Annotated in this window: 11 protein-coding genes; 9 read left to right on the top strand and 2 right to left on the bottom strand. The window is 35.4% G+C overall.

The genetic code is table 11. The features are described 5' to 3' along the window. Positions 1-56: 56 nt before the first annotated feature. Positions 57-1,865: a hypothetical protein gene (locus N3F66_03345; GenBank protein ID MCX8123181.1), complete on the bottom strand. Its 1,809-nt coding sequence runs from the start codon at positions 1,863-1,865 to the stop codon at positions 57-59. Positions 1,866-2,015: 150 nt separating this feature from the next. Here N3F66_03345 and N3F66_03340 point away from each other — a divergent pair, with 150 nt between their 5' ends. The 5 genes from N3F66_03340 to N3F66_03320 all read left to right on the top strand — a co-directional run bounded on the left by N3F66_03340 (position 2,016) and on the right by N3F66_03320 (position 7,129). Then, entirely contained in the window at positions 2,016-3,761 is a 1,746-nt protein-coding gene (locus N3F66_03340; protein ID MCX8123180.1) for a PAS domain S-box protein, read from the top strand. Further along, positions 3,761-4,435 carry a response regulator transcription factor gene (locus tag N3F66_03335; protein MCX8123179.1) on the top strand — a complete coding sequence of 225 codons (675 nt, stop codon included), beginning with the start codon at positions 3,761-3,763 and terminating at the stop codon, positions 4,433-4,435. The genes N3F66_03340 and N3F66_03335 overlap by 1 nt, the downstream gene beginning before the upstream one ends. Positions 4,436-4,536: 101 nt before the next feature. Beyond that, a complete protein-coding gene (locus N3F66_03330; GenBank protein ID MCX8123178.1) occupies positions 4,537-6,198 on the top strand; it encodes a fatty acid--CoA ligase in 1,662 nt (553 codons plus the stop codon). A gap of 154 nt (positions 6,199-6,352) precedes the next feature. After that, positions 6,353-6,682 carry a J domain-containing protein gene (locus N3F66_03325; protein ID MCX8123177.1) on the top strand — a complete coding sequence of 110 codons (330 nt, stop codon included), beginning with the start codon at positions 6,353-6,355 and terminating at the stop codon, positions 6,680-6,682. A 78-nt stretch (positions 6,683-6,760) separates the two neighbouring features. Then, positions 6,761-7,129, top strand: coding sequence for a DUF1992 domain-containing protein (locus N3F66_03320; protein MCX8123176.1), 369 nt, complete (start codon positions 6,761-6,763; stop codon positions 7,127-7,129). Positions 7,130-7,154: 25 nt separating this feature from the next. Here N3F66_03320 and N3F66_03315 read toward each other — a convergent pair whose 3' ends face one another. After that, complete coding sequence (locus N3F66_03315) at positions 7,155-7,508, bottom strand: hypothetical protein (protein ID MCX8123175.1); 354 nt, start codon at positions 7,506-7,508, stop codon at positions 7,155-7,157. A gap of 377 nt (positions 7,509-7,885) precedes the next feature. Here N3F66_03315 and N3F66_03310 point away from each other — a divergent pair, with 377 nt between their 5' ends. From N3F66_03310 to N3F66_03295, 4 genes are all read left to right on the top strand, one after another. After that, complete coding sequence (locus N3F66_03310; protein MCX8123174.1) at positions 7,886-8,857, top strand: M23 family metallopeptidase; 972 nt, start codon at positions 7,886-7,888, stop codon at positions 8,855-8,857. 127 nt (positions 8,858-8,984) lie between these two features. Then, entirely contained in the window at positions 8,985-9,482 is a 498-nt protein-coding gene (locus N3F66_03305; GenBank protein ID MCX8123173.1) for a hypothetical protein, read from the top strand. Beyond that, the gene (locus tag N3F66_03300; protein ID MCX8123172.1) at positions 9,475-10,527 is read left to right on the top strand and encodes a hybrid sensor histidine kinase/response regulator; all 1,053 of its coding nucleotides are present in this window, start codon (positions 9,475-9,477) and stop codon (positions 10,525-10,527) included. The genes N3F66_03305 and N3F66_03300 overlap by 8 nt, the downstream gene beginning before the upstream one ends. Beyond that, positions 10,527-13,379 (top strand): PAS domain S-box protein, encoded by a 2,853-nt coding sequence (locus N3F66_03295; GenBank protein MCX8123171.1) that lies wholly within the window; start codon positions 10,527-10,529, stop codon positions 13,377-13,379. Before N3F66_03300 ends, N3F66_03295 begins: the two co-directional genes overlap by 1 nt. The last annotated feature ends 144 nt before the right edge of the window (positions 13,380-13,523 follow it).

Below are 13,523 nucleotides of genomic sequence, written 5' to 3'. Positions count from 1 at the left end.
GTTAAAAAGGAATGTATAGTAAATATACCTGCAATTGAGCAGTAGAAAAAATTTTTTTATATTTTACCAGCAACCTTGTTATTTTTAAGCATCCTTTTGAGTAATGCAGCACACTGCCTATCAACAATAATTATATTGTTCTGGTTCATTTTATATTTTCCCACGGTCACTGTATATAATGGTTGCAGCGATTTTATTTTTTCAAAAAGTTCTTTTGCCTTCTCATAATCGTTTATTGATATACCTTTCTTCTTGTAAACTTCTATACGCTGCATAACAGATGCACTGTCACTGCGTAATTTGCGCAGCAAATACTGCTGGCTAGTGTATTCACTTGTAATATGTTGAACATCAAAATTATCAACTACAGGTATTACTGATTCCATGGTAGTAATGTGCGTTAACGTATCATCACGTAAACCGCTTTGAGCCAGGTCAATAGCTTTTGTAAGTGTGAGCGCATATCGATCAAGCGCATGTTTTGCGTATTGCTGTTCATTAAAAAGTGCAATACCTTTTTCTAGCGTTTCCACATTTTTAGAAATTTCATGGTTGCACACAATAGGATTGAGACTATCATCTTTTTTTGTGCTACCCATTGCACGTATATCATTCTTAATTGAATGCAACGTTTGCATGATTGATGTAAGTTCACCACTTTCTTTTGAAGCGTCAATATATGCAAACACTTTAAGTACTTCAAAAACTTGCATGCAATCAGGGATTATTTCTTTTGAGCTGTCGCCAGACAGTTGCACAAGTTTTTGTATTTGAGTTGCTAAATGTAGAATATGCTCATAACGGCTTGAAAAATTAATTGCTGGCTCATTGCAAAGCATAAGCTTGCAGTAAAGTGTTGTGGCTTTTGCATAGTCCAGAAGAATGCGCGATTGCTTTTCAAATTGGCTGATAAAATTGATAAAAGCGTCCTCATTTTCAACAGTAATTCCATCCGTGCTTTTCATTATTGCCAGCAATTTCTTTTGTTCGTCAATCTGGTTTTGTATTGGGGTTATGTGTGACAGTGCAATTGTTTCAATATCCTGAATCATGGAGCTTTTTTGTTCAGTAACTATCGCCTCCCTTTTACTTTGTATTTGTGCTAATACCTTGGCGCAGTCTATTTGTGGTGGAATAGAAATCTGATAAGGTATTCCCTCAGTTTTATTGTATGGAGCTGTGTATTCAGGAACACTCTGTAATGCATCTTCTATATGTGATAATAGCTGCACAATGAGTTTTGCGTTTTTTCGTAATTGTGTTTCACTGTACTCTGCTGTAGGGCATAGTGAAATAATTGCACTAATATATTCGGATTGTTGTTTCTGGTATTGGGCTTTTGTGCTGAGCTCCTGGAAACGAATGCTTTGGGCAAAGTTGTTAATAGTAGGATTTAAGTCATCTGTATCATTTGTGTTACTCTGGACGGTATCACTTTGATTGCCAGATAACAACGCGCCAATACTTTTGAAAAATGATGAAAGTACACATTCAGTGTGTATAATAACAAAATCATTTTTATTATACAACGTGTCGTCGATTTGGAGTTGAGCAATTACCTGTTGTTTTGTATTTGCGATAGCATTTGTATCAAAGCATAGCGACAGCGCCTTATTAAAAGAATTTTTTAGATAATCTTTGCTGCTATTTGTATTTTTAGCTGTAGCATCATCGTTATATGATAGCTCCTGTGCCATTGCAATGCGAATGTTGAAATACTCAAGAACAAAAGGCAAAATGTAGGGGAGTGTTTTACATTGTTTTTGTTCTTTTGCAAGCGCATCAGCATACCGTTGCCAGTAGGTTTGAGCAAAACCATTTACTGCTAAAAGTAAAATGAAAATTATATATTTAACGTATTTCATTGTTTTATACCTTTTCACCTTATATATAAATATCGATAGTTAATATTAATGAAATTACTATTAATTTGCCTTAACTATAGAAACATTAATAGTCATTGACATTGTTGGTATAACCAATACTATTACAATTGGTTGGAGGCTATTCATTGAATGGATATAAAGCAATATTTATATGATCAATATCTAACAATTTTTGAAAATACTGGAACAGGTACAATTCTCATTGATGAAGATACTACTATTGTGAAAGTTAATAATAAATTTTTATCAATGTTAGGATATAAAAAAAGTGAAATTGAGGGTAAGCGAAGCTGGACAGAATTCATACATCCTGATGATGTGGAAAGAATGAAAAGGTACCATTATCTGCGACGGCAAAATCCAGATGCTGCTCCAAAAAATTATGAATTCAGGATTTTCACAAAGGATGGCAAAATTCGTTATATTTATCTTACTATAGATATGATACCACAAACTATGCTAAGTGTGGCATCATTAACTGACATCACTTCATTGGTTGAGACAAGAGAAGCATTGCGCAAAAGTGAGGAAAAATATAGAATGCTTATTGAAACAATGAATGATGGTTTGCTAGTTCAAAATGAAAATTTTACAATTGAGTATGTTAATAATCGTTTTTGTGAAATTATTGGCTATGATCGAAGTGAGATAGTTGGCAGACCAATAGAAGAATTCATCTGCACTGATTATCTCACATATTTCACAACGCAAATGGAAAAAAGAAGGATTGGCATTCAACAGACGTATGAGCTTGCATGGAAGAAAAAGGATGGCCTGGTTGCCTATACAATTGTGTCACCAAGGATAATATTTGATTCTAATAATTCATTTGCGGGCAGCTTTGCTGTAGTCACTGATATAACAGATCGCAAGGAATGGGAACTTGTATTAAAGCGTTCAGAAGAGTTATTTGCGGCAGTTTTTGACGCAACACCGGTGGCGCTGACATTGGTAGATATGGATACTGGTGAAATTGTCAAAGCTAATAAGTTATTCAGAACTATGGCACATATTGAGAATATTAACAAAAAAGTATTATTGTTTGAACTGGGATTAGTGAAAAAGTCGGATATCCGTAAACTTTATAAGAAATTACTCAAGTTAGGAAAAATAAATGATTATGAAATACAATTAAATTATAATGGTGGTGAGCGCATAGCAATACTTTCTGCCGAGTTAATAATAATTCATAATAAACGCATGGTAATACTGTCACTAACCGACATCACTGAAAAAAGAATGTTAGAGAAAGAGTTAATTTCCATAAGTGAAAATGAGCGTAAAAGCATTGGACAGGATTTACATGATGATATCATACCACATTTAATTGGAATTGAAGTGATGGTAAAAGCTTTAAGTCAGCAGTTACAAAAGAAAACTAAAAATACCATGCAAGATCTAGATGATATACGCAGACTACTATCATTGGCCATTGTTAAAGTACGACAACTGTCTAAAGGATTAAGTCCCGCATATTTTATTTCTAATCAGGGGTTGCCGGTGTTACTTGAAGAAATGTGTAATGCAATACAAAAAATATATGGAATTCAATGTCACTTTGAACAAAATGGAATTATAAATATTAACGATCCTACAGTATTGAGTCAGATATACTATATTGTTCAGGGTGGAGTGCATAATGCAGTAAAGCACAGCATGGCACAGTTAATAACAGTAATGATAAATGCTGATATTGAAAATGTATCTGTCATTATTCAAGATAATGGAAAAGGGTTTGATGTGGCAACAGTAGACGGGATGGGATTGAAAATCATGAAACACCGTGCATCATCTATTGCAGCTACATTATGTATAGAAAGTGCTATTAATAGGGGTACCCGGATTGAAATAAAGTTAAAAAATGGTGATAATTAATGCATAAAAATATAAACGTAGTAATAGTTGATGATCATCCGGTATTCTGTATGGGATTACAGAAAATTATTAATCAAGAAAAGGACATGAAAGTCATTGGTGAAGCTCATGATGTTGTTACAGGTTTTGATTTAATCAAGAAGACTTTACCGGATATAGCAATAATAGATATTACATTGAAGGATGGCAATGGATTATTGTTAATACACGATATTTCAAAACATTTTCCTAAGGTGAAATCGTTAGTAGTATCAATGCATGATGAAAGAATATATGCACAGAGAGCATTACAGGCTGGTGCGTATGGTTATATTATGAAAAGTGAAACATCAGAATCCATAATAAAGGCGTTAAGGGTGATTTCAAGAGGGGAAGTATATGTGAGTCCATCAGTTGTAAAAGACATTGTCTTTAAAATTGTAAAGAAAACAAATGAAGTATCTCCATTGGAAATACTTACAGAAAAAGAAATAGCTGTTTTGGAGTTAATCGGTAAGGGTTTCACAACAAAAGAGATAGCTCAAGCGCTTCATATAAGCACTAAAACTGTTGGGACCTATAAAGAAAGAATTAAAGAAAAATTACAACTTGAAAATGCAGTACAGCTTGTATATTATGCAACTAAATGGATGGAAGACCCTTCTTCTTTAGGTAAAAAACCTACTGAAAAATAATATATATCCTTACATATTTTTACATTTTACCGGTATTGCAATATTACTTCTTAAGCATATCTTATTTATAAAATTATTGTGATATGCTAGGAGGTATTAAAATGAAATATCAACATTATTTGCCTGGTCAACACTATGATTACCAATTGACACTGGATAAATTATTACAGGCACCTTTGCTGTATAATCCTGAAGGTGAAATAGTATATAGAGATCTTGTGCGTTATACGTATAGGGATATGTACAGAAGAATACACAAATTGGCACATGTTTTATCATCATTGGGTGTAAAAGAGGGCGATACTGTAGCAGTCCTAGATTATGATAGTCATAGATATCTGGAGTGTTTTTTTGCGATACCTATGATGGGAGCTGTATTACAAACCGTAAACTTCCGATTATCTTCAGAACAAATAGTATATACGTTAAATCACACAGGTGCATCTGTTATTTTAGTCAATAAAGACATGGTACCTGTAATTGAAGCTATAATAAAACAATTAGAAAAAAAATGTCACATCATTTTACTCTCTGATAATAATGAAAAAATAAAAACAGACCTCCCAATAGCTGGAGAATACGAAGAATTACTTTATAGTGCAAATGAAGGCTTTAATTTCCCTGAATTGGAAGAAAATACAAAAGCAACAACATTTTATACCACTGGTACAACAGGGCTTCCTAAAGGCGTTTATTTTACACATCGCCAATTAGTGTTGCACACGTTTTCTATGATGACTATGCTGGGTGCCTATGATAATATTGGCAGATTCAGATCAAATGATGTATATATGCCGTTAACACCGATGTTTCATGTTCATGCATGGGGTGTTCCATATGTTGCAACAGTATTAGGGGTAAAACAGGTATATCCTGGTAAATACGAACCAACAATGCTTTTAAAACTGATAGTTAAGGAAAAGGTAACATTTTCACATTGTGTACCAACAATCATACAAATGCTTGTAAATGCTCCTGGTATAGAAAATGTCAACCTAAACGGATGGAAGGTCATCATTGGTGGATCTATGTTGCCACAATCATTATGCAAAAAAGCATTGGATTTAGGTATTGATATTTATACAGGATATGGCATGTCAGAAACCTGCCCGCTCATTTGCCTCTCATTGTTGAAAAAAGAGATGATGCAATGGCATAAAGATGATCAAGTTAGATATAGAACCAAAACAGGTTTGCCTGCATTACTTGTAACAATTGATATTGTAGATCAGAATGATATTCCACTACCGCATGATGGGAAAACTGCAGGAGAGGTCGTTTTCAGAGCTCCCTGGCTTACAAAAGAATATTATAAAGATCCAGAAAAAACAAAAGAATTATGGAGGAATGGATGGCTTCACAGTGGTGATGTTGGAGTTATAGATGAACAAGGATATCTACAAATTACTGATAGGATAAAGGATGTAATAAAAACAGGAGGTGAATGGATTTCATCACTGGATCTAGAGAATATCTTAAGCCAGCATCCAGCTGTTTTTGAATGTGCAGCAATAGGTGTGCCTGATAGCAAATGGGGTGAGCGCCCTTTAATGGTAGTTAAACTGAAAGATGATTTTAAAGATCAAAATCTATCAGATGAACTTTATAAATTCATGAAAAATGCTGCTGATAAAGGGAAGATCCCGAAATATGGTGTGCCTGAACGTTTTGAGTTTGTTGATGAAATCCCTAAAACTAGTGTTGGAAAAATTGATAAAAAGGAGATTAGAAAAAAATACTATACATTGGTGGAAAAAAGTTAGCAAATAATAAATAAAGGTAGTATTATGGGTCAGAGTTATGCTGACCCATTTTTATTATAAATTATTCTTTGTGTTGTGATATATAAATTAATAAATTTAGGTATGTTGAACAAAGATTGTGATTTATTTAACTGTTTTGATAGCGTGGTAATATATGCCGGTTAATTTTCATGACATTGAGCAGGCTGCAAAACTACTGGGGTTGGGCGATAGGGCTTCCCTACAACAGGTTAAAGATGCCTATAAAAAGTTAATACAACAATGGCATCCTGACCGTTGTGGGTACGATAAAGAAGTATGCAATGAAATGACTGGCAAAATAACAGAAGCCTATAAGCTGCTCATTGCTTTTTGCAATAGCTACAAAATACCGTTAACAGAGCATAAGCTTGTTGAAGAACTTACAGATGATGATCCTGAGCTATTCTGGAAAAGGAAATTTGGCTCTGACCCTCATTGGGGTGGACCCGGCTATAAAACATAAAAAAAATATTTTACAACAACAGAGTGTTTTAGTATTATTGCTACAAGTACAATCAATTGTTATGATACTACTATTGCTATGTATATTTTTGAATTAATTGCAGAACAGCGTATACGCGAGGCGATGGAGAGAGGTGAGTTTGATAACTTGCCGGGGATGGGCAAGCCATTGCCAAAAGATGAACTGGATAATGTGCCCCCTGAACTTAGGATGGCATATAAAATATTAAAAAATGCAGGAGTATTACCCGAAGAGGTGGAGTTACGTAAAGAGATCTATTCATTGCAACAGCTTATTGATGCCTGCTACGACGATAATGAAATGAAAGGACTGGTGAAACAGCTCAATGCAAAACAACTCCGCTACAACATGCTTATGGAGCAAAAAGGCATACACGTCACTGATTATGAATACAGAAAAAAGATAATGGAAAAATTGTCTAAGTAACACCAATCCCTTATAGCATGTTTGTTCAACGCCGTATCTTCTTATTGGTTTTTGAAGGATTCTTCTGCAAATGACGATATCGCTTATATGCCACTTCAGCAAATCGCTGTAGTATGTCCTTTAAATCGGAATTTTCCCATAGCTCTTTTATAGAGGGATCTATGTTTTTGATTATATAATAAGGAGGTGTGGTAGTAAGTTCAATATTTTCATCGTAAATTGTTATCCCTTCTTTTTCAAAAGCTTTTTTGAGCATTTCCTTTATTGTGAAGGAAAAATATTTCTGTACATCTACAATATCCTCTGAGGTACTGATTTTTTCTCTGAATTGTGGAAGGAATTCTTTTTCTATTTTGCTATAGGAAACCTGTGTACTCATACAAACCTCCTTTTGAGTATGTGTGGTGCCCTAGTACTACATAAGTATATATAATTATTTTTAAAAAATCAACAAGGGTTTGTAAATAAATGCAGTTCATACTATATTTTCCTTTTTTTATTTATTGAACATTTAATTCGATATTTATATATTTTTATTTATATAGTTAGGTATACAAAAAATAGCACAGTAAAAATTTTCCTAATTTTGATAAGCATGACCTTTTGACTCATGTTCAGTTTCAGTAGCATTAGAAGATAAGAAATTTTCACCATAAAGGTAGTGATGTGCCAATCTTTGCTTGAAGAAAATTTGTATTTTTTTATGTATGGTATTATGGTATATGGTGCTGAAAAATGTTATGGTGTATTGTGAAAGTGAAAAAAATAGTAATACCAATAAGCGGCATATTCTTAATTCTTCTTTCATGTGCAAGGGATATTACAAAAGTAACTATCTCCAATACTCCTGTACCGCGTAATTTCCCTAAAACCACTATTCAGGTTATAACTCATACTACTGATGATATTAGCTGTATGCTTTTTGCACAGCGCTTTACACAGGGAAACATTGTGTATTTTGAGATAGTTCCTGCTAATAAAGTCAATGCTGTAAGTGTGGTGTTTCAAGATAAACGTATACCAGCAACTCAACGTAGCTTTGGCTGGCGAGGCTTTTTTGCAATTCCACCTGATTTGCAACCGGGGACATATACATTTTCAGTAACTGTGGGTACAAAAAATATTGTAATCCCTGTAGCTATAGCACAAACGCAATTTCGTATCTCAACCATCCCAATGGATTTGGGAAAATTTTCACAAAAGGAGTATTTGGAGTCGCCCCAGGTGCAGGAGTTTATCAGAGTAAGTACCCAAAAAAAACAACAAGCCTTTGCTACCCAATTTGGGGATTTAATAAGAGGAAAGGCCTATCATCCACGGGATATACATGAGGTCAACTCCACGTTTTGGGCAAAAAGAGTTTACAAATTGTATGATAGCACAACTGGAAAAACTCACACTGTTGAGCGCATACACCGTGGTATAGATTTAAACGGTGATAGAGGCGATCCAGTGTATGCAATGCTTGATGGCATTGTAGTGCTTGCCGAAATGCTTTTTTATGAAGGCAATATGGTGATTATCAATCATGGCAATGGCATATTCAGCTACTACATGCATATGGAAAAGCTGTATGTTACAAGCGGGGATAAAGTTGCAGCAGGCCAGCTCATAGGAACTGTGGGAAGCTCAGGCATGTCAACAGGGCCACATCTGCATGTGTCATTGATAGTTGATGGAGTGCAGGTAGATCCAATGAGCCTTTTATCCCTGCCCATACGGGAGTAACCCTTTGTGTCTTCATATAGCGTATTATTCTTTACAAAAATACTATGCTATTTTAACTATATAAAATATTCAATTGTGCTATAGTTTTATATGCGATAGTTGTTATGTAATGAATGGAAATGATAATATGGCAAAACCTGCAGAATTTTTTATCAAATCAAAAAATCTGGACGAGTTCAAAAGTGATATTATCGCATGCAATGGCGAATTTGATTTTGCTATCGAGGATATGATTGCGCTGGGGAGTGCGTACCTTGAGCGCTTCCCAGATTGTTTTTCCAACCGTAGTTGCCAGGATGTACAGTTAGGGTATCAGCTTGCCAGAATATGCCTTGTGGAAAAATTACTATACGGTTTCCCGCCCGATGTTAAAGATGCATTCAGGATAATATTTTTCAGTGCCCAGGCGGTTGGTGATAAGATGAACGATCTTTTTCAGAAATACTCATATTCTGAGCTATCGAACATGGTTGATACAATACAAAAGCGCCTGGAAGAATACCACCATACAATTGATATGTTGCCAAAAGGTATGATAAAAGAGCGGTTTGTGGGCGGAATTACCAATCTTTTTAATATTGCATATCTTATAAAATTGAATATGCAGCAAAGGGTAAATGAATAAAGAATTTTTGCATAGCATAAGCCATGAATTAAAATCACCGTTAAACTCTATTTTAACGCTGTCAGAGGTCTTGCTTATGCAGGCCGACAGCCGCCTCACAGTAGAAGAAAAAGAATATTTACGCATCATTGAGCGAAATGGTAAAAAACTGTTAGCTCTCATTAACGATCTCATTGAAGTATTTGAAATTGACAGTGGCATACAGCTTTCAATAACTGATGTTATGCTTGCTTCTGTGTTGCAGAATATCTGTGAACGATATGAGGGTACTTTGCGTAAAAAGGGTCTGCAACTGCATTTGCAGTGTGAGGATATTGTGCTATCAAGTGATGAGGCACGGATGTATCAGATATTTGAAAATCTCATTGATAATGCAGTTAAGTTTACTGAAGAGGGCAGCATAACAATTTCAGCATACCGAAAAGATGGCCAGTGTGTGGTGAGTATTGCTGATACTGGCATAGGAATCCGCAGTGAATATTGTGATTTGCTGTTTACCGGGTTCACCAAAGCCTCAGGGTCACTGTCATCAAAATATCCCGGCACTGGTTTGGGACTTACTATTGTTGCGCGGTTGGTTGCAATCCTTGGAGGCAGTATACATGTCGAAAGCCAGTTAGGCAAAGGGTCGGTTTTTACTGTACGTTTTCCTTTGCAGACAGAAACTGTAATCCCAATACAGCAGCGCAAAACCATTCTTGTTATAGACGATGACCCTGACAGCATTGTGGTTGTTAAAGCGCTTTTGTCAAAGTTATATGATATTGTTGAAGCTCATAGCGCACAGGAAGGCGTGATGCTGGCACGTGATAGTAAACCTGCGTGCATATTGCTTGATCTTTCACTGCCCGATTTACATGGCTTGCAGGTTGTGAAGCAATTAAAAAATGATGCCCTTACTCAGAATATACCAGTAATTATTGTTTCAGCTTCTTCATTGAAGCATGAAAAGGCCACCATCCTGGCATCAGGATGTGATGATTTTATACAAAAACCTTTCTCTATTGAAGAGTTTATTTTGAAAGTTAGGCATTGGGTTAAGTAATGAATACGATTTTAGTTATTGATGATAAAAAGGATAATCTAGTAAGCATTACAGCACTTTTAAAAAACCTGATTGCCGGTTGTGAGGTTATCACAGCACAATCAGGCAAAGAGGGCATACAAAAGGCTGTAGAACAAAATCCTGATGTTATTATCCTTGATGTAAAGATGCCAGAGATGGATGGCTATGAAGTGTGCCAGGTGTTAAAAAACAATCCAAAAACTCGCCACATACCAATAATTTTCCTCACTGCAATACATACCGATACGCAAAGCAAGGTTAAAGGCCTCAAGCTGGGGGCTGATGCGTTTTTAACTAAACCAATTGATCAGGCCGAACTCATTGCACAAATTAATGCAATGATGCGCATTAAACATGCAGAAGACATGCTGCGCAAAGAAAAGGATTTGCTAGAAGATATAGTATTACAAAGGACCAGTGAGTTACTTGCTTCGCAGATGCGCTACAAATCACTGTTTAACAGCATATCTGATATGGTTATTATTCACAGACGCGATGGTTCAATATTGGAGGTGAATAATACCACATGTGATCGACTTGGTTTTTCACATGATGCAATAAAGCTTATGACTATGCAACAATTAACAGCAGAGGGCGATAGTGACAGGATCCACCACTATTTGCAGTCCATTGCTGAAAATACAGACCCTTATGAGACCTCATTTGTTGATAGAAACGGCACTACTATCCCTGTTGAAATTGTGAGCACCATCATTTACTATCTCAACGAAAATGCAATATTGAGTGTGGCGCGTGATATTACTGAACGAAAGCACATTGAACAGGTACGCAACCAGTTATCCATTTTACTTGATAACTCAGATGATGCAATCATTGGGATAACATTAGATGGCAAGATAGCAAGCTGGAATAAAGCATCGCAATATATTTTTGGGTATTCATTTGATGAAGTGGTTGGCTGCGATATCAGTATACTATCGCCTCCTTACAGGCCAGATGAATTTGACCAGTTATTAAAATTAATTAAACAAAATGAAGCGATAGATCATTACGAAACAGAAGGGTTGGATAAAAAAGGTGCCATCCATAATCTATCACTTACTATCTCACCGTTGCGTGATGAGTTTAATACTATTATTGGTTGTTCAATTATTGCACGTGACTTTACTGATGTTAAGAAAACAAAAGAAAAACTAAAAAAAGGGCTGGATATCATTCAGAATTTAGAAGATATTGCACCAGCATATTTTATCACGCTGAACGAGGAAGGGAATATCCTTACCTGCAATAAAGCTATGTTACAGGCCACAGGATTTGTACTAGATGAGATACTTGGCAAAACATGTTGTGATCTGTTTATACCTGATTTTGGGCAAAAGGCATTCAGACATCAACTGTCTACAATGAAAAAGACAAAGGCAACTCGAGTTTTTGAATGTTCAATTAATACAAAAAGCGGTGAAGAAAAAATTGTGCAGTGGCATGCAAGGCCTGTATACAGTAATGATGAATTTGATTACTATATGTTTATAGGTATTGATATAACCGAAAAGAAGCAACTTGAAAAAAAGATACTTCAGGCAAATTTAGAGGAGCGTAATCGTATTGCTCGAGATTTACATGATGGGTTAGGTCAGCATCTGGCGGGCATAATATTTAAAACCGAAATGTTGAGATTGAAATTAAAAAATAATTACCCTCAAGAAGCAGATGAAATTGCAGAAATACAAAATATGGTACATCAGGCTATTGAGCAAACACGCCTTATTGCAAGGGGATTGAGCCCGGTTGATTTAAACAACAAGGGATTGTATTCATCACTGCAGGAGATGATTGCTGACATAAATAAAAACTTTTCAATCAAAGCCATTCTGGAGTGGAATATTACAAGCAATATAGATGAAACAATAGATACAGTACATGTGTATTATATTATACGCGAAGCGTTAAATAATGCTGTGAAGCATGGCAAGCCCAAAAATATTGCTGTCACTGTTTCTGAAGATACTATGTACTATTATCTTAAAGTAATGGATGATGGGAAAGGCATACCGGATGAGGTTGATTTAACCAAGGGGATGGGCATGCACATTATGCAGTACAGAGCATGGATTATTAATGCCTCATTTCAGGTACAGAATAATAAAAATGGGGGCACAATAATTCAATGTACAATACAAAAGGGCCCGCAGAGGGCAGTGATAGACAAACCTAAATCAGGTAAAAAATACAGTGTTGTTATTGTTGATGATCATCCAATAGTACGGCAGGGGTTGCAACAGCTCATAAATTCACAGAAGAATTTGGAAGTAATAGGCCAAGCTCAATCAGCGGATGAGGCTATTGAGGTTGTTAATAAGAAGATACCAGATTGTATTCTTGTTGATATATCATTAAATGGGACAAGTGGCATTGAGCTTGTAAAAGCTTTAAAACAGCGTTTTCCAAAATTGCCTGCATTGGTGCTATCAATGTACGATGAAAAGTTATATGCAGAACGAGCAATAAAAGCGGGTGCCAGAGGGTATCTTATGAAACAGGAAGCACCTGATAAAATAATTAATGCCATATATACAGTACTCAAAGGGGATATATACCTGTCAAGCGATATGAAAGAACAAATGGTTCAATCATTGTCAGATAAAGGAAAGATTGACAGTTCGGTGGAGTCGCTTACCAATAGGGAATTTGAAATTTTCCAGCTTATTGGGCATGGATTAGGCAATAAACATATTGCACAGAAATTGCATATAAGTGTGAAAACCGTTGAGAATGTTCGTGAAAAGATTAAAATGAAATTGCACTTAGAGTCATCACAGGATCTTTTGCAATATGCAATTGAGTGGGTAAGGGAACATTTAGTGAATTAGGAATGATAAATAGAGCTACTGTAGATAGTATTTTATATTGTATGGCAGTAATCTCATACTAACACTATTGAAATTTGATGAAAATATTAAAATTAAAATAAACAATTTATAGTTCAACGCATAAGCAAATTCCCCTATAACAAA

It is taken from the genome of Spirochaetota bacterium (assembly GCA_026414805.1).
Classification (GTDB): Bacteria; Spirochaetota; UBA4802; order UBA4802; family UB4802; genus UBA4802.
The sequence above is the reverse complement of the archived record's forward strand: the minus strand, read 5'-3'. Positions and strand labels throughout refer to the sequence as shown.